The following is a 21396-nucleotide window of genomic DNA, read 5'->3' as shown; positions in this document are numbered from 1 at the left end:
CCGTGCGAGAGGGCCTTGATGAGCCTGGTTTCCTATGACAACCGAAACGCGTTCCCTCTATAGTCAACTTCCAGCTATCGATCGCTTATTGCGTGATAGCTCTTTCCTTTCTTTGCGTGATACTTATGGCCATACCCGTGTCGTGGAGTTGCTGCGTCAGATGCTTGACGAAGCGCGGGAAATGATTCGCGACAGCCAGTCGCTGCCTGCATGGTGTGAAAACTGGGCGCAAGAGGTTGATGCTCGTCTGGCGAAAGAGGCGCAGAGCGCGCTGCGTCCGGTGATCAACCTGACGGGAACCGTGCTGCATACTAATCTTGGGCGGGCATTGCAGGCGGAAGCGGCGGTTGAGGCTGTTACGCAAGTTATGCGTTTGCCGGTGACGCTGGAATATGATCTGGATGACGCCGGACGCGGGCATCGCGATCGTGCGCTGGCGCAGTTGTTATGTCGCATCACCGGCGCAGAAGATGCCTGTATCGTCAATAACAATGCGGCGGCGGTGCTGCTGATGTTGGCAGCTACTGCCAGTGGTAAAGAAGTGGTGGTTTCTCGCGGCGAACTGGTGGAGATTGGCGGCGCGTTTCGTATTCCCGATGTCATGCGTCAGGCAGGCTGCACCCTACATGAAGTAGGGACCACCAACCGCACGCACGCGAATGATTATCGTCAGGCAGTGAATGAAAATACCGCGCTGCTGATGAAGGTGCATACCAGTAATTACAGCATTCAAGGCTTCACCAAAGCGATAGACGAAGCTGAACTGGTGGCGCTCGGCAAAGAACTGGATGTTCCCGTGGTGACTGATTTAGGCAGTGGTTCGCTGGTGGATCTCAGTCAGTATGGTTTGCCAAAAGAGCCTATGCCGCAGGAGTTGATTGCGGCGGGCGTCAGCCTGGTGAGCTTCTCCGGCGACAAGTTGTTAGGCGGGCCGCAGGCAGGGATTATCGTTGGTAAAAAAGAGATGATCGCGCGTTTGCAGAGTCACCCGCTGAAACGTGCATTACGTGCAGATAAAATGACACTCGCGGCGCTGGAAGCCACGTTGCGTCTTTATTTACACCCTGAAGCACTGAGTGAAAAATTACCGACCCTGCGTCTGCTTACCCGCAGCGCAGAGGTCATTCAAATCCAGGCGCAACGGTTGCAGGCACCCCTTGCCGCTCACTATGGCGCGGAGTTTGCGGTACAGGTTATGCCATGCCTTTCGCAGATTGGCAGTGGTTCGCTGCCGGTGGATCGTCTGCCGAGCGCGGCATTGACGTTTACGCCTCATGACGGACGCGGTAGCCACCTTGAGTCATTAGCTGCTCGCTGGCGTGAATTGCCGATTCCGGTGATTGGGCGCATTTATGACGGGCGTCTGTGGCTGGACCTACGCTGCCTTGAAGATGAGCAACGGTTTTTGGAGATGTTGTTGAAATGATTATTGCGACTGCCGGACACGTTGACCACGGCAAAACGACGTTATTACAGGCGATTACGGGCGTAAATGCTGACCGTCTGCCGGAAGAAAAGAAGCGTGGGATGACCATCGATCTCGGCTATGCCTACTGGCCGCAGCCAGATGGACGCGTGCCTGGTTTTATCGACGTTCCCGGTCATGAAAAGTTTCTTTCCAACATGCTGGCGGGCGTCGGAGGTATTGATCACGCGCTGCTGGTGGTGGCGTGCGATGACGGCGTGATGGCACAGACCCGTGAGCATCTGGCGATTTTGCAGCTTACCGGTAACCCGATGCTGACAGTGGCATTGACTAAAGCCGATCGCGTGGACGAAGCGCGTGTTGATGAGGTTGAACGCCAGGTAAAGGAGGTGCTGCGGGAATACGGTTTTGCTGAGGCAAAACTGTTTATCACCGCAGCGACCGAAGGACGGGGAATTGATGCCCTGCGCGATCATCTGCTTCAGTTGCCGGAACGCGAACACGCCAGCCAACATAGTTTCCGACTCGCTATCGACCGCGCATTTACCGTAAAAGGTGCCGGGCTGGTGGTCACTGGTACGGCGTTAAGCGGGGAAGTGAAGGTAGGTGATTCACTATGGCTGACAGGTGTAAATAAACCGATGCGCGTGCGTGCGCTGCATGCGCAAAACCAGCCAACAGAAACCGCCCATGCCGGGCAGCGTATCGCGCTTAACATCGCTGGTGATGCGGAAAAAGAACAGATTAACCGTGGCGACTGGCTGCTTGCCGATGTGCCGCCAGAGCCGTTCACACGAGTGATTGTCGAGTTACAAACCCATACGCCGCTGACCCAGTGGCAGCCGCTGCATATTCACCACGCCGCCAGCCACGTTACGGGACGCGTTTCGCTGCTGGAAGATAACCTTGCCGAGCTGGTGTTCGACACGCCGCTGTGGCTGGCGGATAACGATCGCCTGGTGCTGCGCGATATCTCTGCCCGTAACACGTTGGCGGGGGCGCGGGTGGTGATGCTTAACCCGCCGCGTCGCGGTAAACGTAAGCCGGAATATCTGCAATGGCTGGCGTCACTGGCACGCACACAAAGCGATGCCGACGCACTGACCGTTCATCTGGAGCGCGGTGCGGTTAACCTTGCCGATTTCGCCTGGGCGCGTCAGCTCAATGGTGAAGGGATGCGCGAATTACTGCAACAGCCGGGCTATATTCAGGCTGGTTACAGTTTGTTGAACGCTCCAGTTGCCGCCCGCTGGCAACGTAAAATTCTCGACACATTAGCAACTTATCATGAGCAACATCGCGATGAACCTGGTCCAGGACGCGAGCGTCTGCGGCGCATGGCGTTGCCGATGGAAGATGAAGCACTGGTGCTGTTGCTGATTGAAAAGATGCGCGAAAGCGGCGACATTCACAGCCATCATGGTTGGCTGCATCTGCCGGATCACAAAGCGGGATTTAGCGAAGAGCAGCAAGCAATCTGGCAAAAAGTGGAACCGCTGTTTGGCAACGAGCCGTGGTGGGTGCGTGACCTGGCAAAAGAGACGGGAACTGACGAACAGGCAATGCGCCTGACACTACGGCAGGCGGCGCAGCAGGGGATAATTACGGCGATCGTTAAAGATCGTTATTACCGTAACGATCGGATTGTCGAGTTTGCCAACATGATCCGCGATCTCGATCAGGAGTGTGGCTCGACCTGTGCGGCGGATTTCCGCGATCGCTTAGGTGTTGGTCGAAAACTGGCAATTCAAATTCTGGAATATTTTGACCGCATTGGTTTTACGCGTCGTCGGGGAAATGATCATTTATTGCGTGACGCATTATTATTTTCGCATAAATAAGATAATGATTAATTCATATTAAATGCGAATTACTTTAAAAGTCTTATAAATTTTGAAAAAGCGCATTAGAACATGAGTCTAATGTGCTTTTTTTAATATACGATTCTAAAAAGAATAATATCGATCAACTTTTTAAATATAAATCCTCTGTAAGCTGCCCGCCCTTTTACCCTCGTTCTGGAGTGTGTTATGGCAGCTTCCACATTTTTTATTCCTTCTGTTAATGTCATTGGCGAAGATTCTTTAAAAGATGCGCTGAATATGATGGAGGAATATGGTTTTCGCCGTATATTAATTGTTACTGACAGAATGCTAGCGAAATTAGGTATGGCGGGAGAGGTACAAAAAGCCTTATATGACCGCAATATTTTTAGCATTATTTATGAGGGTACCCAACCTAATCCGACCACGAAGAATGTCGCAGAAGGTTTGAAAATGTTGAAGGAAAATAACTGCGACAGCGTGATCTCCTTAGGCGGCGGTTCTCCGCACGACTGCGCAAAAGGTATTGCACTGGTAGCCGCTAACGGTGGTGATATCCGTGATTATGAAGGCGTAGACCGCTCTGCAAAACCACAGTTGCCGATGATTGCCATTAATACCACGGCGGGTACAGCATCTGAAATGACCCGTTTTTGCATCATCACCGACGAAGTGCGACATATCAAAATGGCGATTGTGGATAAACACGTTACCCCGCTGCTTTCGGTTAATGATTCCTCGCTGATGATCGGTATGCCTAAGTCACTGACCGCAGCTACCGGGATGGATGCTCTCACTCATGCCATCGAAGCGTATGTGTCTATTGCGGCAACGCCAATTACTGATGCCTGTGCGCTGAAAGCAATGACCATGATTGCAGAAAATCTACCGTTAGCCGTCGAAGATGGCAGCAACGCTAAAGCGCGTGAAGCAATGGCTTATGCCCAGTTCCTCGCAGGTATGGCATTCAATAACGCTTCTCTGGGTTATGTTCATGCGATGGCGCATCAGTTAGGTGGCTTTTACGATCTACCGCACGGCGTTTGTAATGCCATTCTGCTGCCGCACGTGCAGTTATATAACAGCAAAGTTGTTGCATCACGTTTGCGTGACTGCGCCGCGGCGATGGGTGTGAACGTCACAGGTAAAAATGATGCTGAAGGGGCAGAAGCCTGTATTAACGCGATTCGCGACCTGGCGAAGAAAGTGGATATCCCGGCAGGTCTGCGTGACCTGAACGTTAAAGAAGAAGATTTCCCGGAGCTGGCAAGCAATGCCCTGAAAGACGCTTGTGGCTTTACTAACCCGATTCAGGCAACTGAGGAAGAAATTGTGGCGATTTATCGCGCTGCAATGTAATCCCCATTCTCTTGCGGCTGGCGTATTGTCAGCCGCTATCTCAAAATTTGCGATTTTTGAGATAGTTTCTTTAGTCTGCTATACACTATCTCAATATTGCGCTTTTTTGAGATAAGCAAATGGCTATCAAATCACCTCCCAGACTGATTCCTTTATCACACTTATCGGGTGAGGAACTCCAGGCCCACTTACGCTTTAACCGGGTTACCGATGAAAAAGGACGTTATCTGCCTTTTGATGAGTTGCAGTACCGCATCAAAAAAGGGGAAAACATTGAAGTGGCGTGGACGCTTACCCGGCTGGCGCGCAACGCGGCGATCCAGCGAATCAATTATTGCAATGAAGCGGGTGAGCAGGCCGGATTCAACATTACGCCAGTGATTGCAGAAGCGTGCGAGCTTGTCGACAAACATGCAACCGCGCTGGCGCTGAAAGATCAGACTGAACGGTTACGCGGGGCGGGCGCCGAGTTAAGCCAGTTACGCCTGGAAGAGCCGATTACCAGTTCCCAACTGGAAGGTGCGAATACCACGACGCTGGTGGCGAGAAAAATGCTGGAAACAGGGCGGGCGCCACGCACTGAAGACGAGCATATGATTGCGGGAAATGCCCGGCTGATGGCGGAAATTCCGCAATTACTCACAGAACCGCTGACACCTGCGCTTATACGTCAGTTACATGCTATTGGTATGGGGGGAATAAATGACGCGAAATATCGTCCGGGTGAATTTCGTGAAACAGATGATGTCGTGATCGCCGATTATGACGGCAATATTGTGCACCAACCGCCCGCTGCGGCATTGTTGCCGGAACGACTGGAAAAAGTTTGCCAGTGGTTAAACAGCCATGAAGGGTATATTCACCCGCTGGTCCGCGCCTGCATTCTGTATTTTATGCTGGCCCATGAACATCCGTTTCGCGATGGCAACGGGCGCACCAGTCGGGCGCTGTTTTACTGGTATATGCTGAAATCGGGCTACGATGTCTTTAAATATATTTCCATCAGCCGTTTGCTTCATGTTGCACCAGTCAAATATGCCACCAGCTACCAGTACACTGAATCAGATGGTATGGATCTGACTTATTTCCTTGAATATCAGGCGGGTGTCATTAAACGTGCTGTGCAAAACTGGCAGCAGCATATTGATGAAATTATGCAACGAAGCGCAAAACTTGACCGCCTATTGTTCAGTTCTGGTGTACTTAGGCGACTGAATCCGCGTCAGGTAACACTTCTGAATGTGATGCTCGCCAATCCGGGGAAAGAGTACACAGTTTCTGAAACCAGCGCGAGTCTGGGCGTCTCTGATAATACAGCGCGAACTGATTTACGGACGATTGTTAAAGAAGGATTTGCGCAAGAGAAGAAAATTAATGACCAGCAAGTAGTGTACGTCGCACATTACCCGCTGTAGTCCTTGCCAGTAAATTCGTGATAGCCGTCGTAAAGCTGTTACCGACTGGCGAAGATTTCGCCAGTCACGTCTACCCTTGTTATACCTCACACCGCAAGGAGACGATCATGACCAACAATCCCCCTTCAGCACAGATTAAGCCCGGCGAGTATGGTTTTCCCCTCAAGTTAAAAACCCGCTATGACAACTTTATTGGCGGCGAGTGGGTCGCGCCCGCCGATGGCGAGTATTACCAGAACCTGACGCCGGTAACCGGGCAGTTGTTGTGCGAAGTGGCGTCTTCGGGCAAACGAGATATCGATCTGGCGCTGGATGCTGCGCATAAAGTGAAAGATAAATGGGCGCATACCTCGGTGCAGGATCGCGCAGCGATTCTGTTTAAGATTGCCGATCGGATGGAGCAGAACCTCGAGCTGTTAGCGACGGCAGAAACCTGGGATAACGGCAAACCCATTCGCGAAACCAGTGCTGCCGATGTGCCGCTGGCGATTGACCATTTCCGCTATTTCGCCTCGTGTATTCGGGCGCAGGAAGGCGGGATCAGTGAAGTTGATAGCGAAACCGTGGCTTATCACTTCCACGAACCGTTAGGTGTGGTGGGGCAGATTATCCCGTGGAACTTCCCGCTGCTGATGGCGAGCTGGAAAATGGCTCCCGCGCTGGCGGCGGGCAACTGCGTGGTGCTGAAACCCGCACGACTTACCCCGCTTTCTGTACTGCTGCTAATGGAAATCGTCGGTGATTTACTGCCGCCGGGCGTGGTGAACGTGGTCAACGGTGCGGGCGGCGAAATTGGCGAATATCTGGCGACTTCAAAACGTATTGCCAAAGTGGCATTTACTGGCTCAACGGAAGTGGGTCAGCAGATTATGCAGTACGCCACGCAAAACATTATTCCAGTGACGCTGGAGCTGGGCGGTAAATCGCCCAATATCTTCTTTGCTGACGTGATGGATGAAGAAGATGCCTTTTTCGATAAGGCGCTGGAAGGCTTTGCATTGTTTGCTTTTAACCAGGGCGAAGTCTGTACCTGCCCAAGCCGTGCTTTAGTGCAGGAGTCTATCTACGAACGCTTCATGGAACGCGCCATCCGCCGTGTTGAAAGTATTCGTAGCGGTAACCCGCTCGACAGCGTGACACAAATGGGCGCGCAGGTATCTCACGGGCAACTGGAAACCATCCTCAATTACATTGATATCGGTAAAAAAGAGGGCGCAGATGTGCTCACCGGCGGGCGGCGCAAGTTGCTGGAAGGCGAGCTGAAAGATGGTTACTACCTTGAACCGACTATCCTGTTTGGTCAGAACAATATGCGTGTTTTCCAGGAAGAAATATTTGGCCCGGTGCTGGCGGTAACCACCTTTAAAACGATGGACGAGGCGCTGGAGCTGGCGAACGACACACAATATGGCCTGGGTGCAGGCGTCTGGAGTCGTAACGGCAATCTGGCCTATAAGATGGGGCGCGGCATTCAGGCCGGGCGCGTGTGGACCAACTGTTATCATGCCTACCCGGCACACGCAGCGTTTGGCGGCTACAAACAGTCGGGCATCGGACGCGAAACCCATAAGATGATGCTGGAGCATTATCAGCAAACCAAGTGTCTGCTGGTGAGCTACTCGGATAAACCGTTGGGGCTGTTCTGATGGTTTAGGCAGGCAACATTAATTGTTGCCTGCCTATGTTTTAGTTGTATAAAGCGGCAGTCGCTTTTAACTCATCGCTGAAAGAATAAATATCATCGAGAGATTCAATAGGATGGCGGGTTTCGTTTTTCTCTAAGTCAAATAGGCCAATATATTTTTGATTTCGATTGAAATGTAATCTACAGAGTGGCTTTCGATTATTGTCATCTACAAGTATACCAAAATAGCTTTTTGTATCTCTGTGGACTATTCGTGGTGCATCAAGCACTACGCGAACTATAGCTTTAACAATATGAAATCCTTCAAGCTCCTCCATAGTAGTAGCAATATCGGTTTCTTCTTTATTAATACATTCTACTTCTTCATTGTGTGAATTCGAATCAATTACAGATAATGAACCACCACCTATTGCCGATTTCAATCTTTCGTTTATTTGAGAGTTAATATATTGATTGGCAGCTTTCTTTGTTAATTTTGCAAACGTATCTTTTACTTTTTGTGTTAACATACCTTCATAAATTCTTGCTGCAAAGAATTTTACAAAATCCTCTTCAGGATTATTCATTTGTGCATGGAGAACTTTTTTAATTAAACTAACATATTTTAATTCACCTGCAGCATTAATTATTGATTCCAAATCAAATGCTGATTTAGTAAGTTTCTTTATCTCGGGAACAACTGTTTCATCTAAGTCAAGTAGATCTATCTCAAGAAATGGTTTTTCATCCATTTTATTAGGCGCTTCTAAATCAGTAAAAAATTTATAAACTTGTCCATTGGTTAGAATAGATATTCTTGCATTTGTTACATGGAAGTATCGAAAAAGCTGTGAAGCGTGATTTATATTTAGAGGATCGCCGATTTTTTTGCATTCAATGAGAATCTGAACCTCACCACTTTTTAAGATCGCATAGTCAATCTTTTCACCTTTCTTCGTTCCAATATCACATACAAACTCTGGGATAACTTCGGTAGGTTCAAAGACATCATAACCTAACACATTGTTAATGAACGGCATTACGAAAGCATTTTTGGTAGCCTCCTCAGTTTCAATGACCCCGGCTTGTTGTTTTATTTTTGTGGATAATGAATTCAGCTTATCTATAAACACCATAGACATTATAACTCCTTTTATATATTTAATAAAAATGCGATTTATAAAAATATAGAAAATATTTATATATTAACGTTTTATCATTGGTCATAGTTAATGTATAACACAAAAAATAATGTTTGCACATTGTAAATACAATGGTGAAACAAGCTTGATATTTATCAAGAAAATAAAACAATGTCTGTTATTCTTTTATTAGTTATTTTAAACGTTCTATGAATACGAGTTGGAGCTATAGCAAGACTGGCTTCGATATCGCATGGATAATCTAATACAAGGTTTTTTAACGCCTAATACTATGAGTTATACGTAAATTGCGAGTCTCCTCGCATTTTTTCAACAAGTTACTGCACGTGGTTATTCTTCTTCCGAGCGACATTCCTGAATCAATTTTAGCCACCTGACGGCCTCTATAAATCGCGCTATCGTGATTGCTATCGCTAATTATATGTGTATCGTATGTATAATCATGGAAGGACAGGGATGTGAAAAGTGCAGACGTGATCGCCATCCTGAAACAGCATGGCTGGGAACATATTCGAACCCGCGGCAGTCATCATCAGTTTCGCCATCCTGTTCATCCGGGCCTGGTGACGGTCCCGCATCCTAAAAAAGATATTAAGCTAGGTACGCTGGCACAAATTGAGCGTCAGGCTGGTTTAACATTTTAAAATTTCAGGAGGCAATATGTTTTATCCCGCCTATATCCATAGCGATTCCGACGGTAGCGCCAGCGGTTTTTTCCCTGATGTTCCTGGCTGTTATTTTGCCGGGGATACGCTTGATGACGCTTTCCAGGATGCGCGAAGTGCACTGGTCGCACACTTTGAAACCTTGTGCGAGATGAATGAAGAGTTGCCTCTTCCTGGCTCCGTAGACGAACATCTGGCTCAGCAGGCGCAGGACTTTATTGGCGGGCAATGGTTGCTGGTGGATATCAATATGAATCAGTTCGAAGGTCGGGCTGAACGTATCAATATTACGATGCCGAAAAGGTTACTGAACAAGATTGATACCTACGTGCGCAATAACCCAGACTACGCCAACAGAAGTGCATTTCTGGCAGAAGCTGCCCGGCGTGTTTTGCCAGGAGTTTAATCTCGCGTTTCGATGGTGAGCGGGCGAACCAGGCTGTACAACCACAAACCAAAACAAGCGATAGTGCCAATCACCACGGTGAGGAACACACTGACTGACAGGCCTGCAAGCATTCCTGCGGGCAGGGCCAGCAGGCCGTGGATTACGGTGTCGTTCCATCTGACCTGATCGTAGCCAAACATGCCTAAAACGCCGCAAACCAGGCCGTAAATCACCATTGGTGTTCCGAGACCAATCAATAATAAACGGTAGATAATTGAAGGTTTAATACGCTTAATCTGTACTGTGGATGTTTTACTGGAGTTATTCATTAGTTTGGCCAATAGTTCCATTATTTCAATATGATAAGCCTCGACCTGTTTAAAAGCCAGGCAGCACATTTCAGAAAGTATATAAAAAACAATATGTCGTTATATAAATAAGGAAATTGCACTGCATCATGACATTTCATAATATGCGTTAATTGTTCTTTTTTATATTCTCTGAGGGAAATATGTTTCTGGATTATTTTGCACTGGGAGTGCTTATTTTTGTATTCCTGGTAATCTTCTATGGGATTATTATTTTACATGATATTCCCTACCTGATAGCGAAAAAACGCAACCATCCTCATGCCGATGCCATTCATGTTGCCGGTTGGGTGAGTTTGTTTACGCTGCATGTTATCTGGCCCTTTTTGTGGATTTGGGCCACGCTTTACCGCCCGGAGCGGGGATGGGGAATGCAAAGCCATGATTCATCCGTTATGCAACTACAACAGCGCATTGCCGGGCTGGAGAAACAGCTCGCCGACATGAAAGCTCCTTCTGCCGAGTAATATTTATGGATTTACTGATTATTTTGACCTATGTGGCTTTCGCATGGGCAATGTTTAAGATTTTTAAAATTCCCGTGAATAAATGGACCATCCCTACTGCGGCACTGGGCGGCATATTTATTGTCAGCGGCTTAATTCTATTAATGAACTATAACCATCCATACACCTTTAAAGCGCAAAAAGCGGTTATTTCCATTCCGGTTGTTCCGCAGGTGACGGGTGTAGTAATTGAAGTGACGGACAAGAAAAATACGCTGATTAAAAAAGGCGAAGTGCTATTTCGACTGGATCCGACGCGTTATCAGGCGCGGGTGGATCGGCTGATGGCGGATATCGTCACCGCAGAACATAAGCAGCGGGCATTGGGGGCAGAGTTAGATGAGATGGCGGCGAATACCCAGCAGGCAAAGGCCACACGGGATAAATTTGCCAAAGAGTACCAGCGTTACGCACGCGGCAGCCAGGCGAAAGTAAATCCGTTTTCAGAACGGGATATCGATGTGGCGCGGCAAAACTATCTGGCGCAGGAAGCCTCAGTGAAGTCATCGGCGGCGGAACAAAAACAGATCCAGAGCCAACTGGATAGCCTGGTGTTGGGGGAACATTCTCAAATCGCCAGCCTGAAAGCGCAGCTTGCGGAAGCAAAATATAACCTTGAGCAGACGGTAGTGCGTGCGCCGAGCGACGGTTACGTGACTCAGGTACTGATTCGTGCAGGAACGTATGCCGCGTCGCTGCCGCTGCGTCCGGTAATGGTGTTTATACCCGATCAGAAACGACAAATTGTGGCGCAGTTCCGCCAGAACTCCTTGCTGCGCCTGGCCCCCGGCGATGATGCGGAAGTGGTGTTTAATGCCCTGCCTGGTAAGGTCTTCAGCGGTAAGCTGGCAGCCATCAGTCCAGCTGTTCCTGGCGGGGCTTATCAGTCGACCGGCACTTTACAGTCCTTAAATACAGCACCAGGTTCTGATGGCGTTATCGCGACCATTGAGCTGGATGAGCATACTGATTTGAGCGCATTACCAGACGGTATTTACGCCCAGGTGGCGGTCTATTCCGATCATTTCAGCCATGTTTCGGTTATGCGCAAAGTGCTGTTACGCATGACCAGCTGGGTGCATTACCTTTATCTCGACCACTAATCTTTGTTTTCCGCCGCTTGTTCAGGCCGCAGTTGCTGCGACTGGGCAAGCTGGTGGCGAATTTCACGCAGCATCTCGTCCAACACATACTGGACCCGCCAGGGCTGGTATTCCCGTTTACGGAAGATAGCCACCAGATCCAGCCACCATTCATACGGTTGCTGAAAGCAGGGGATCAGCGTGCCGTCTTGCAGGTCGCTCTGCACACTTTTGTCTGGCGCAAACACTATCCCCAGGTGATTTCGCGCCAGCTCCAGCGCCGACTGAGTATTGTCACAGACGTAATTTCCCTTAACACGATAATCACGTACTTCTTTACTTCCGGCGACGTTGAAGCGCCAGATATTCGCGTCATCGATCATCATCGAGTCGATCAAAATACAGGAGTGATGTTCAAGTTCGTCTGGTCGGCTAATGGGGTGTTTCTCAAGATAAGTTTGGCTGGCATAGGCGGTTACTGCATATTGCGTAATAAAACTGGCAACCAGCGATTCATCTTTTGGTGGCGCGTAGCTGATTAAAACATCACAATCATCGGGAAATTCGACACCTTCATAAAAGGCGTTGCGCTCAAGATTGCAGGTTTTTAGCGATAAGGTGATTTCACCGATATCTTTAATTTTGTCGATAACGTGTTTGGATAAATAGGTAATAATGCCAGTTGGTGCGTAGATGGTAACCCGACCACGTTTCTCATGCTTATAATCTGCAATAAAATTATTAAGCTGCTCGTTTCTGTCGAGCATATCATTAATGTACGGTAATAGCGCGGTTCCAAAAGGCGTCAGCATCAATTGCCGTGTGGTTCTGTCAAAGACTTTTAAGCCCACTTTTGATTCAAAATCAGCAAGATATTTACTGACATTGGCCTGCGCGATGCCAAGCACGGTGGCAGCATGGCTGATATTTTCACTGGCAGCGATTACCGAGATAATTTTTAACTCCCGGTACTTGAGTTGTAATTTTGTCATCGCAACAGTCCAATTTATATATAATTTTATATATTACTATATAAATATGAATCTTGCACCGGAGAAATTGTAAGTATTACTATGCCGACTCTTTTTTATCTTAATTTAAAATGGAATGTCGGACATGTTAATTAACCGCAATATTGTGGCGTTATTTTTTATGCCTTTTATGGCAAGTGCAACTGCCGCAGAATTATCCGTTGGTGCTGGCGCAGTTTATAATGAATCGCCTTATCGCGGTTATAATGAAAATACCAAAGCAATTCCGCTGATCAGTTATGAGGGCGATTCTTTTTATGTCCGCCAGACGACGTTAGGTTTTATTCTGTCGCAAAGTGAAAAAAATGAACTTAGCCTGACTGCATCCTGGATGCCGCTGGAATTTGATCCTGCCGATAATGACGACCATGCTATGCAACAACTCGATAAGCGTGACAGTACGGCAATGGCGGGAGTTGCCTGGTATCACCATGAGCGTTGGGGGACCGTGAAAGCTTCTGCGGCAGCTGATGTTCTGGATAACAGTAACGGTTGGGTAGGTGAGTTATCGTTATTCCACAAAATGCAGATAGGTCGCCTGTCGCTGACACCTGCTCTTGGCGTTCTCTATTATGACGAGAATTTCAGTGACTATTACTATGGCATTTCAGAGAGCGAGTCTCGTCGCAGCGGTCTGGCGAGTTATACCGCGCAAGATGCCTGGGTGCCTTATGTCAGCCTGACGGCAAAATACCCCATCGGAGAACACGTCGTATTAATGGCGAGTGCCGGATACAGTGAGCTGCCAGAAGAGATTACTAACAGCCCAATGATTGACCGTAATGAAAGTTTTACTTTTGTCACCGGCGTGAGTTGGCGTTTTTAATTGACTGGGTAGAAAAGCTGACCGGAATCATCTCGGGCATTCCCCTATGAAAAGTACGGCATTGATAATCATTTTCAATATCATTTAATTAACTATAATGAACCAACTGCTTACGCGGCATTAACAATCGGCCGCCCGACAATACTGGAGATGAATATGAGCTATACCCTGCCATCCCTGCCGTATGCTTACGATGCCCTGGAACCGCACTTCGATAAGCAGACCATGGAAATCCACCACACCAAACACCATCAGACCTACGTCAACAACGCCAACGCGGCGCTGGAAAGCCTGCCAGAATTCGCTAACCTGCCGGTTGAAGAGCTGATCACCAAACTGGACCAGCTGCCAGCAGACAAAAAAACCGTTCTGCGCAACAACGCTGGCGGTCACGCTAACCACAGTCTGTTCTGGAAAGGTCTGAAAAAAGGCACCACCCTGCAGGGCGATCTGAAAGCGGCTATCGAACGTGATTTCGGTTCCGTTGATAACTTCAAAGCAGAATTTGAAAAAGCGGCAGCTTCCCGCTTTGGTTCCGGCTGGGCATGGCTGGTGCTGAAAGGCGATAAACTGGCGGTGGTTTCTACTGCTAACCAGGACTCCCCGCTGATGGGCGAAGCCATTTCTGGCGCTTCCGGCTTCCCGATTGTGGGCCTGGATGTGTGGGAACACGCTTACTACCTGAAATTCCAGAACCGTCGTCCGGACTACATCAAAGAGTTCTGGAACGTAGTGAACTGGGATGAAGCTGCGGCACGTTTCGCGGCGAAAAAATAATCGCATCTTGCCTGCTGCAATGAGGCGTTTACGCCTCTTGTCAGCATAAAAAACAAACCATCGTGCATAACGGTGGTTTTTTTGTGATCAATTTCAAAAGAAAAACAATGATCCTATAAAATTAAAACGACGTTTCAATTGGTGTGGTGTTGATCACTTTTATTGCCATGATGAATGTCTATCTTCGTTTCCATCAACACTGATGCTCCGTTAAGGAACTTCGCATCAGCCTATAAAAATATGCCAACAGGTGATGGAAATGCAGATAAAACGCACGATAGAGAAAATCCCGGGGGGGATGATGCTCATCCCGCTGTTCCTTGGCGCACTGTGTCATACTTTCTCGCCGGGGGCGGGGAAATATTTTGGATCATTCACTAACGGGATGATTACTGGCACGGTGCCTATCCTGGCGGTGTGGTTTTTCTGCATGGGGGCGTCTATCAAATTAAGCGCGACGGGAACAGTGTTGCGTAAATCCGGTACGCTGGTGATAACCAAAATTGCCGTTGCGTGGGTGGTTGCGGCCATTGCTTCGCGCATTATTCCTGAGCACGGTGTCGAAGTTGGATTTTTTGCCGGGCTTTCAACGCTGGCGCTGGTGGCGGCAATGGACATGACCAACGGCGGTCTGTATGCCTCTATCATGCAGCAATACGGCACCAAAGAAGAGGCCGGGGCATTTGTGTTGATGTCGCTGGAATCTGGTCCGCTAATGACGATGATTATTCTGGGAACCGCCGGGATTGCTTCGTTTGAACCGCATGTTTTCGTTGGCGCAGTATTGCCGTTCCTGGTGGGCTTCGCGCTGGGGAACCTTGATTCTGAATTGCGCGAGTTTTTTAGCAAAGCGGTGCAGACGCTGATTCCGTTCTTTGCCTTCGCGCTGGGCAATACCATTGATTTAACCGTGATTGCCCAGACAGGTTTGTTGGGGATCCTGTTGGGTGTGGCGGTGATTATCGTGACCGGTATTCCGTTGATTATTGCCGATAAATTGATTGGCGGTGGCGATGGCACCGCCGGAATTGCCGCCTCCAGTTCTGCCGGGGCCGCAGTGGCAACGCCGGTACTGATTGCGGAAATGATCCCGGCCTTTAAACCGATGGCGCCTGCGGCAACTTCGTTGGTGGCGACGGCGGTAATTGTGACGTCGATTCTGGTGCCAATTCTTACCTCTGTCTGGTCACGTAAAGCCAAAGCCAGAGTGGCGAAGATCGAAATTCTGGGTACGGTGAAATAACCTCTCTTATTCCATATCATCGCCGGATGAATTGACGTTCATCCGGCGTTTTACCTTAAATAACAAATACCTCATCAATCGTCCGACATTCGCTTTCTGTTAACTCCCCACCGGCATTGCGCGACACTCCTGTGCAGTAACCAAACTTACGTGATACCACCGTCTTGATGGTAGTGACAAAATCTTCACCGATGGCGTAGATGGACATATAAGTACCAATCTGTTGCTGAATATCTTGTAAAGCTGCCAGGTCGCCGCGTTTGAAGGCTTCGCGGGCTCCGACAAACAGCTCTGGCATAACGTTATTTAAGCCAGAGATTATCCCCGCGCCGCCAGCCAGCAAATTAGGAATGTAATACTCGTCATACCCCGAAAGCACCGCAAAATCAGGACGCACAGCCTGAGTTGCCTGAATCATGCTGCGGGTGTGTGACTGGCAATCGACAGTATCTTTAATTCCGGCAAACTCAGGAAACTCACTCGCCAGTGTGGCGACCAGGTCTGGGGTTAAATCACAACCGGTCCGCGCCGGGAAGTTATATGCGAACCATTTGCCCTGTAATTCGCGACCCAGGTGACGGAAATAGCTTAATAATTGCTTTGCCGTTTGGCTGTAGTAGTAAGGCGGGAGGATCATCACCGCATCGTAGCCAACGCGATACGCTTCTTGCGCCATAACCAGCACATCATGTGTGCATGTGGATGAGACGTTGGCCACCATTTTTAGCTTGCTCATGGCTCGTGCTTCACGAATAAGCATGAGCCTCTCTTCCAGGGTGAAGGAGGCAAACTCACCAATGCTTCCCATTAGCAATATCACATCGATATTAGCGTCAGTGAGTCGCTGCAGATGCTGCTTCAATCCGTTAAGGTCTATATTCCCGTCTTTATCCATCGGCGTGATGGAAGGACACCAGACGCCAGAAAACAGTGATTTATCAGCCACGCTGTAAACTCCTCATAATGAAATGGTGTTTCAAAAACATCTCATTGATAACATGTCTACAGTTTTGTCATGTGAACCGTGCTCTCATTTTGCGCGCCTGACGTAAAATAAATATGGTCTAATGGGGAAATTTCTCGGTGGAGAGGGAACAGATGCGATATCCGGTTGATGTATACACAGGCAACATTCGGGATTATCCGGAAAGCCGTCCAAGTGCAATTGCGAAAATCCAGGTCGATGGCGAGTTAATGTTGACAGAACTGGGGCTGGAAGGCGACGAACAGGCAGAGAAAAAGATTCACGGTGGGCCGGACAGGGCGCTGTGTCATTATCCTCGCGAGCATTATCTCTACTGGGCGCGGGAATTTCCGGAACAGGCAGAGTTGTTTGTTGCACCTGCGTTTGGTGAAAACCTCTCAACCGACGGTCTGACGGAAAATAATGTTTATATTGGCGATATTTTCCGCTGGGGAGAGGCGTTGATTCAGGTCACCCAGCCGCGCTCTCCGTGCTACAAACTCAATTACCACTTTGATATCAGTGATATAGCTCAGTTGATGCAAAACACGGGTAAAGTCGGCTGGCTGTATAGCGTGATTGCGCCGGGGCTGGTATCTGCTGATGCGCCGCTGGAGTTGGTTTCCCGCGTTAGCGATGTGACCGTGCAAGAGGCTGTCGCCATCGCATGGCATATGCCGTTTGATGATGAGCAGTATCACCGCTTGCTTTCCGCAGCCGGGCTATCGAAAAGCTGGACGCGGACGATGCAGAAACGCCGACTTAGCGGCAAGATTGAAGATAATTCACGGCGGTTGCGGGGGAAATAACCCCCGGAGAGTAGGCCTGATAAGACGCGACCAGCGTCGCATCAGGCATTCTGCTCAAATGCCGGATGCGGCGTAAATGCCTTATCCGATCTACAAAAGCGGAGTTTAACTCCGCTTATACAGCGGCAGCCAAATCACCAGACGTAAACCGCCCAGCGGGCTGTCTTCCGCTTTCACCCAACCACGGTGCTGCTGAATGGCGGTTTCGACGATCGCCAGCCCCAAACCTGTACCGCCAGATTCACGATCGCGCGCTTCATCTGTACGATAGAACGGGCGGAAAATCTGTTCGCGATCTTCCGGGCTAACGCCAGGACCATCGTCGTCCACAGTAATGGTGATACCGTCTTTATCTACCGCAAAGCCCACTTCAATCTTCGTATGGGAATAACGCAGAGCATTACGCACAATGTTTTCCAGCGCACTTTCCAGGGCGTTCGGGTTGCCGTACAGCGGCCACGGCCCTGGCGGGAAGTTAACCGTAAACGACTTGCCCATCTGTTCCGCTTCGAATGCCGCGTTATCCAGCACTTCGTTCCACAACTGGTTGGCTTTGATTGTCTCGCTTACCAGCGCGTTTTTCTGCTGATTACGTGACATCACCAACAGGTCGTTGATCATGCTGTCCAGACGCTGGGCTTCGGTTTCAATACGCTCCAGTTCCTTGCTTTCACCACTACGACGACGCAGTAACGCCGTACCCAGTTGCAGACGCGTCAGCGGCGTGCGCAGCTCGTGAGAGATATCAGAAAGCAGGCGCTGCTGGGAGGTCATCATGCGTTCCAGTGCGGTCACCATCTGGTTAAAACTGGCACCTGCGGCAAGAAATTCTTGTGGCCCCGCTTCCAGTTCCGGATGCTGGCGTAAGTTCCCCTGGGCAACTTCATCGGCTGCGTTTTTCAGCTTACGCGCCGGTTTTGCCAGGCTCCAGGCCAACCACAACAGCAGCGGCGTACTGACCAGCATGGTGACAATCAGCAGTAATAGCGGGCGGTCAAACAGTAAGTTAATGAAATCGGATTGAGAACTGCTGGCCGGGCGAATCAGATACAGTTGGTAATTATCTTCGCCATCACGCACGGAGAACGGACCCACCAGTTCCACGCGACCATACTTTTTCTTCTGCGGATGATCGGCGTTATCGGCCTGACCAATAAAGTTGCGAATGATCTGCATTTCGCTGCGTTCAGCGCCGATCACGCGGCCTTCAGTGGTCACCAGTAATAAACGCTGGCCTGGTGGCGCCCACTTATCAATGGCCCGGAACAGGCGACGCCACCACATTAAATCGTTGGGTGGATCGTTCGCCAGTTCCGCTTCGACATGCTGCTCAATCATCAGCCCCTGACGCTGTTCGCTATCCAGAAGCTCGGTCATCTGGCGTGAATCGAGCTTGGGTAACATCAAAACCAGCATCAACACCAGCGCCAGCGTCAGCCAGAAGATGGCGAAGATGCGCGCGGTTAAGCTGCCTATCATGAAGCGGAAACCATCAGATAGCCGCGACCACGCAATGTTTTAAACCAAGGATGACCGTCTTTACGATCCGGCAGCTTACGACGCAGGTTGGAAATATGCATATCGATAGCACGGTCGAAAGGCGTCAGGCGTTTGCCCAGCACTTCCTGGCTTAAATGCTCGCGAGAAACCACCTGACCCAGATGCTGCGCCAGTAGGTAGAGCAGGGTAAATTCAGTACCGGTTAACTCCAGTGTTTGCCCGTCGAAGCTGGCTTCCTGACGGCCTGGATTCAGCACTAAGGCATCAACTTCCAGCGTTGGCGAACCGTTATCGCTGTTCTGCTGTTGCTCGCTCCAGTGCGAACGGCGCAGGATCGCGCGAATACGTGCAACCAATTCACGATCGTTAAACGGTTTCGGGAGATAGTCATCCGCACCCAGCTCAAGGCCGAGGACGCGATCAAGTTCACTGCCGCGAGCCGTCAACATAATGACTGGCGTCTGGTGTGTCTGGCGAAGCGCTTTCAGCGTATCGATACCATTTTTCTTCGGCATCATCACATCAAGCAAAAGTAAATCAATGCTGTCGTCCAGAAGAGCAAGCGCCTGTTCCCCATCGTGGGCAACAATCACGTTGAAGCCTTCCATCTCGAGCAGCTCCTTTAACAGGGATGTCAGCTCTCGGTCATCATCAACTAACAGGATTTTATTCATTGTTTAAATACCTCCGAGGCAGAAATTACGTCATCAGACGTCGCTAATCCATGACTTTACGTTGTTTTACACCCCCTGACGCATGTTTGCAGCCTGAATCGTAAACTCTCTATCGTTGAATCGCGACAGAAAGATTTGGGAGCAAATGATGCGCATAGTTACCGCTGCCGTCATGGCCTCAACGCTGGCAGTCAGTTCATTAAGCCACGCTGCTGAAGTCGGTTCAGGCGATAACTGGCATCCGGGAGAAGAACTTACGCAGCGCAGTACGCAGAGCCATATGTTCGACGGCATAAGTTTAACCGAACATCAGCGTCAGCAGATGCGAGATCTTATGCAACAGGCCCGGCACGAACAGCCACCTGTTAATGTTAGCGAACTGGAGACAATGCATCGCCTTGTCACCGCAGAAAATTTTGATGAAAACGCTGTGCGCGCACAGGCAGAAAAAATGGCGAACGAGCAAATAGCTCGTCAGGTTGAGATGGCAAAAGTCCGCAACCAAATGTATCGCCTGTTAACGCCGGAGCAGCAAGCGGTTTTAAACAAGAAACATCAACAACGAATGGAACAGTTGCGCGACGTGACGCAATGGCAAAAAAGTTCATCGTTGAAGCTATTGAGTAGTAGCAACTCACGTTCCCAGTAGTAAACCCTGTTTTCCTTGCCATAGACACCATCCCTGTCTTCCCCCACATGATGTGGGGGTTTTTTTATCCGCAATTTGCCTGTTACTTGATGCATTGCAGATGATTTGCATCCGTTATACTACCGTCAGTTGATAGCGGGAGTATTTATGAATCAATCTTATGGGCAGCTGGTCAGTCGGGCAGCGATTGCTGCAACGGCGATGGCTTCGCTGTTATTACTGATTAAAATTTTTGCATGGTGGTATACCGGATCAGTGAGTATTCTCGCTGCGCTGGTGGATTCGCTGGTGGATATCGGCGCGTCATTAACTAACTTATTGGTCGTGCGTTACTCACTGCAACCTGCCGACGATAATCACTCCTTTGGTCACGGTAAAGCTGAATCGCTCGCCGCGCTGGCGCAAAGTATGTTTATCTCCGGCTCCGCGCTGTTCCTGTTTTTGACCGGTATTCAGCATTTGGTTTCTCCGACACCGATGAAAGACCCGGGTGTTGGGGTTATCGTGACTATTGTGGCGCTAATTTGTACGATTATTCTTGTCTCGTTTCAGCGTTGGGTCGTTCGCCGGACGCAAAGCCAGGCAGTGCGGGCAGATATGCTACATTATCAGTCTGATGTTATGATGAACGGCGCGATTTTGCTGGCGCTGGGATTGTCCTGGTACGGCTGGCATCGTGCTGATGCCCTGTTTGCTTTGGGAATCGGCATCTATATTTTATATAGCGCGTTACGCATGGGGTATGAGGCGGTCCAGTCATTATTGGATCGCGCGCTGCCCGATGGCGAACGACAGGAAATTATTGATATCGTGACTTCCTGGCCGGGAGTTAGCGGCGCTCACGATCTTCGCACGCGGCAGTCAGGGCCGACCCGCTTTATTCAGATTCATTTGGAAATGGAAGACTCTCTGCCTTTGGTTCAGGCACATATGGTGGCGGATCAGGTAGAGCAGGCTATTTTACGGCGTTTTCCGGGTTCAGATGTGATTATCCATCAGGATCCTTGTTCTGTCGTACCCAGGGAGAGTAAACGGTCTACGCTTTCATAATCCGTACAAAAGAGAGCCAGACCCGCATTTTGTGTATAAAATACCGCCATTTGG

General features: G+C 49.4%; 21 protein-coding genes. 15 read left to right on the top strand and 6 right to left on the bottom strand.

What is annotated here, in order from left to right; all coding sequences use genetic code 11:
- Positions 1 to 34: 34 nt before the first annotated feature.
- The 5 genes from selA to aldB all read left to right on the top strand — a co-directional run bounded on the left by selA (position 35) and on the right by aldB (position 7669).
- A complete protein-coding gene (gene selA, locus D9734_RS08005) occupies positions 35 to 1426 on the top strand; it encodes an L-seryl-tRNA(Sec) selenium transferase (protein WP_130206662.1) in 1392 nt (463 codons plus the stop codon).
- Positions 1423 to 3267, top strand: coding sequence for a selenocysteine-specific translation elongation factor (selB, locus tag D9734_RS08000; protein WP_130206660.1), 1845 nt, complete (start codon positions 1423 to 1425; stop codon positions 3265 to 3267). Before selA ends, selB begins: the two co-directional genes overlap by 4 nt.
- A gap of 189 nt (positions 3268 to 3456) precedes the next feature.
- Entirely contained in the window at positions 3457 to 4608 is a 1152-nt protein-coding gene (gene yiaY / locus D9734_RS07995; RefSeq protein WP_130206658.1) for an L-threonine dehydrogenase, read from the top strand.
- Between the two features lie 119 nt (positions 4609 to 4727).
- Positions 4728 to 6023, top strand: a complete 1296-nt coding sequence (locus D9734_RS07990) for a Fic family protein (protein ID WP_130206656.1) — start codon at positions 4728 to 4730, stop codon at positions 6021 to 6023.
- Positions 6024 to 6130: 107 nt separating this feature from the next.
- Positions 6131 to 7669: an aldehyde dehydrogenase AldB gene (gene aldB / locus D9734_RS07985; protein ID WP_001551836.1), complete on the top strand. Its 1539-nt coding sequence runs from the start codon at positions 6131 to 6133 to the stop codon at positions 7667 to 7669.
- A gap of 40 nt (positions 7670 to 7709) precedes the next feature.
- Here the strand turns inward: aldB and D9734_RS07980 are convergent, their stop codons facing one another.
- On the bottom strand, positions 7710 to 8789 hold the full coding sequence (locus D9734_RS07980; protein ID WP_205712813.1) for a type I restriction endonuclease: 1080 nt from the start codon (positions 8787 to 8789) through the stop codon (positions 7710 to 7712).
- Between the two features lie 479 nt (positions 8790 to 9268).
- Between D9734_RS07980 and D9734_RS07970 the strand changes: the two genes are divergently transcribed.
- Complete coding sequence (locus D9734_RS07970) at positions 9269 to 9454, top strand: type II toxin-antitoxin system HicA family toxin (protein ID WP_130206652.1); 186 nt, start codon at positions 9269 to 9271, stop codon at positions 9452 to 9454.
- Between the two features lie 16 nt (positions 9455 to 9470).
- Positions 9471 to 9881, top strand: a complete 411-nt coding sequence (locus tag D9734_RS07965) for a type II toxin-antitoxin system HicB family antitoxin (RefSeq protein ID WP_130206650.1) — start codon at positions 9471 to 9473, stop codon at positions 9879 to 9881.
- Here D9734_RS07965 and D9734_RS07960 read toward each other — a convergent pair.
- Complete coding sequence (locus D9734_RS07960; RefSeq protein WP_130206648.1) at positions 9878 to 10192, bottom strand: hypothetical protein; 315 nt, start codon at positions 10190 to 10192, stop codon at positions 9878 to 9880. The genes D9734_RS07965 and D9734_RS07960 overlap by 4 nt on opposite strands.
- A gap of 182 nt (positions 10193 to 10374) precedes the next feature.
- On the opposite strand from D9734_RS07960, the gene D9734_RS07955 reads away from it, so the two are divergent.
- Both D9734_RS07955 and D9734_RS07950 read left to right on the top strand, forming a co-directional pair.
- Positions 10375 to 10698, top strand: a complete 324-nt coding sequence (locus D9734_RS07955; protein ID WP_130206646.1) for a DUF3302 domain-containing protein — start codon at positions 10375 to 10377, stop codon at positions 10696 to 10698.
- Between the two features lie 5 nt (positions 10699 to 10703).
- The gene (locus tag D9734_RS07950; protein WP_130206644.1) at positions 10704 to 11840 is read left to right on the top strand and encodes an HlyD family secretion protein; all 1137 of its coding nucleotides are present in this window, start codon (positions 10704 to 10706) and stop codon (positions 11838 to 11840) included.
- Here the strand turns inward: D9734_RS07950 and D9734_RS07945 are convergent.
- Complete coding sequence (locus tag D9734_RS07945; RefSeq protein WP_130206642.1) at positions 11837 to 12811, bottom strand: LysR family transcriptional regulator; 975 nt, start codon at positions 12809 to 12811, stop codon at positions 11837 to 11839. The genes D9734_RS07950 and D9734_RS07945 overlap by 4 nt on opposite strands.
- A 124-nt stretch (positions 12812 to 12935) precedes the next feature.
- Here D9734_RS07945 and D9734_RS07940 point away from each other — a divergent pair, with 124 nt between their 5' ends.
- The 3 genes from D9734_RS07940 (at position 12936) to kdgT (ending at position 15696) form a co-directional block, all read left to right on the top strand.
- Entirely contained in the window at positions 12936 to 13676 is a 741-nt protein-coding gene (locus tag D9734_RS07940; RefSeq protein ID WP_130206640.1) for a MipA/OmpV family protein, read from the top strand.
- A gap of 156 nt (positions 13677 to 13832) precedes the next feature.
- Positions 13833 to 14453 (top strand): superoxide dismutase [Mn], encoded by a 621-nt coding sequence (sodA, locus tag D9734_RS07935; protein WP_001361705.1) that lies wholly within the window; start codon positions 13833 to 13835, stop codon positions 14451 to 14453.
- A gap of 259 nt (positions 14454 to 14712) precedes the next feature.
- Entirely contained in the window at positions 14713 to 15696 is a 984-nt protein-coding gene (kdgT, locus tag D9734_RS07930; protein WP_130206638.1) for a 2-keto-3-deoxygluconate transporter, read from the top strand.
- A gap of 55 nt (positions 15697 to 15751) precedes the next feature.
- Here kdgT and D9734_RS07925 read toward each other — a convergent pair whose 3' ends face one another.
- Positions 15752 to 16642: a dihydrodipicolinate synthase family protein gene (locus tag D9734_RS07925; RefSeq protein ID WP_130206636.1), complete on the bottom strand. Its 891-nt coding sequence runs from the start codon at positions 16640 to 16642 to the stop codon at positions 15752 to 15754.
- A 152-nt stretch (positions 16643 to 16794) separates the two neighbouring features.
- Between D9734_RS07925 and yiiM the strand changes: the two genes are divergently transcribed.
- On the top strand, positions 16795 to 17469 hold the full coding sequence (yiiM, locus tag D9734_RS07920; RefSeq protein WP_130206634.1) for a 6-hydroxyaminopurine reductase: 675 nt from the start codon (positions 16795 to 16797) through the stop codon (positions 17467 to 17469).
- 105 nt (positions 17470 to 17574) lie between these two features.
- On the opposite strand, the gene cpxA is transcribed toward yiiM, so the two are convergent.
- Positions 17575 to 18948: an envelope stress sensor histidine kinase CpxA gene (cpxA, locus tag D9734_RS07915; protein WP_000580414.1), complete on the bottom strand. Its 1374-nt coding sequence runs from the start codon at positions 18946 to 18948 to the stop codon at positions 17575 to 17577.
- On the bottom strand, positions 18945 to 19643 hold the full coding sequence (gene cpxR, locus D9734_RS07910) for an envelope stress response regulator transcription factor CpxR (RefSeq protein ID WP_130206632.1): 699 nt from the start codon (positions 19641 to 19643) through the stop codon (positions 18945 to 18947). The genes cpxA and cpxR overlap by 4 nt, the downstream gene beginning before the upstream one ends.
- A 148-nt stretch (positions 19644 to 19791) precedes the next feature.
- Between cpxR and cpxP the strand changes: the two genes are divergently transcribed.
- Entirely contained in the window at positions 19792 to 20292 is a 501-nt protein-coding gene (gene cpxP, locus D9734_RS07905) for a cell-envelope stress modulator CpxP (RefSeq protein WP_130206850.1), read from the top strand.
- 147 nt (positions 20293 to 20439) lie between these two features.
- Positions 20440 to 21342 carry a CDF family cation-efflux transporter FieF gene (gene fieF / locus D9734_RS07900; protein WP_064530279.1) on the top strand — a complete coding sequence of 301 codons (903 nt, stop codon included), beginning with the start codon at positions 20440 to 20442 and terminating at the stop codon, positions 21340 to 21342.
- The last annotated feature ends 54 nt before the right edge of the window (positions 21343 to 21396 follow it).

The organism is Escherichia sp. E14S1 (assembly GCF_004211995.1).
Lineage (GTDB): Bacteria > Pseudomonadota > Gammaproteobacteria > Enterobacterales > Enterobacteriaceae > Escherichia.
This window is presented reverse-complemented; position numbering and strand designations above follow the sequence as displayed.

Bases quoted from the DNA above. Each gene is read 5' to 3' on its own strand.
- selA (WP_130206662.1), top strand. From the start codon at position 35: ATGACAACCGAAACGCGTTCCCTCTATAGTCAACTTCCAGCTATCGAT.
- selB (WP_130206660.1), top strand. From the start codon at position 1,423: ATGATTATTGCGACTGCCGGACACGTTGACCACGGCAAAACGACGTTA.
- yiaY (WP_130206658.1), top strand. From the start codon at position 3,457: ATGGCAGCTTCCACATTTTTTATTCCTTCTGTTAATGTCATTGGCGAA.
- D9734_RS07990 (WP_130206656.1), top strand. From the start codon at position 4,728: ATGGCTATCAAATCACCTCCCAGACTGATTCCTTTATCACACTTATCG.
- aldB (WP_001551836.1), top strand. From the start codon at position 6,131: ATGACCAACAATCCCCCTTCAGCACAGATTAAGCCCGGCGAGTATGGT.
- D9734_RS07980 (WP_205712813.1), bottom strand. From the start codon at position 8,789: ATGTCTATGGTGTTTATAGATAAGCTGAATTCATTATCCACAAAAATA.
- D9734_RS07965 (WP_130206650.1), top strand. From the start codon at position 9,471: ATGTTTTATCCCGCCTATATCCATAGCGATTCCGACGGTAGCGCCAGC.
- D9734_RS07960 (WP_130206648.1), bottom strand. From the start codon at position 10,192: ATGAATAACTCCAGTAAAACATCCACAGTACAGATTAAGCGTATTAAA.
- D9734_RS07955 (WP_130206646.1), top strand. From the start codon at position 10,375: ATGTTTCTGGATTATTTTGCACTGGGAGTGCTTATTTTTGTATTCCTG.
- D9734_RS07950 (WP_130206644.1), top strand. From the start codon at position 10,704: ATGGATTTACTGATTATTTTGACCTATGTGGCTTTCGCATGGGCAATG.
- D9734_RS07945 (WP_130206642.1), bottom strand. From the start codon at position 12,811: ATGACAAAATTACAACTCAAGTACCGGGAGTTAAAAATTATCTCGGTA.
- D9734_RS07940 (WP_130206640.1), top strand. From the start codon at position 12,936: ATGTTAATTAACCGCAATATTGTGGCGTTATTTTTTATGCCTTTTATG.
- sodA (WP_001361705.1), top strand. From the start codon at position 13,833: ATGAGCTATACCCTGCCATCCCTGCCGTATGCTTACGATGCCCTGGAA.
- kdgT (WP_130206638.1), top strand. From the start codon at position 14,713: ATGCAGATAAAACGCACGATAGAGAAAATCCCGGGGGGGATGATGCTC.
- yiiM (WP_130206634.1), top strand. From the start codon at position 16,795: ATGCGATATCCGGTTGATGTATACACAGGCAACATTCGGGATTATCCG.
- cpxA (WP_000580414.1), bottom strand. From the start codon at position 18,948: ATGATAGGCAGCTTAACCGCGCGCATCTTCGCCATCTTCTGGCTGACG.
- cpxR (WP_130206632.1), bottom strand. From the start codon at position 19,643: ATGAATAAAATCCTGTTAGTTGATGATGACCGAGAGCTGACATCCCTG.
- cpxP (WP_130206850.1), top strand. From the start codon at position 19,792: ATGCGCATAGTTACCGCTGCCGTCATGGCCTCAACGCTGGCAGTCAGT.
- fieF (WP_064530279.1), top strand. From the start codon at position 20,440: ATGAATCAATCTTATGGGCAGCTGGTCAGTCGGGCAGCGATTGCTGCA.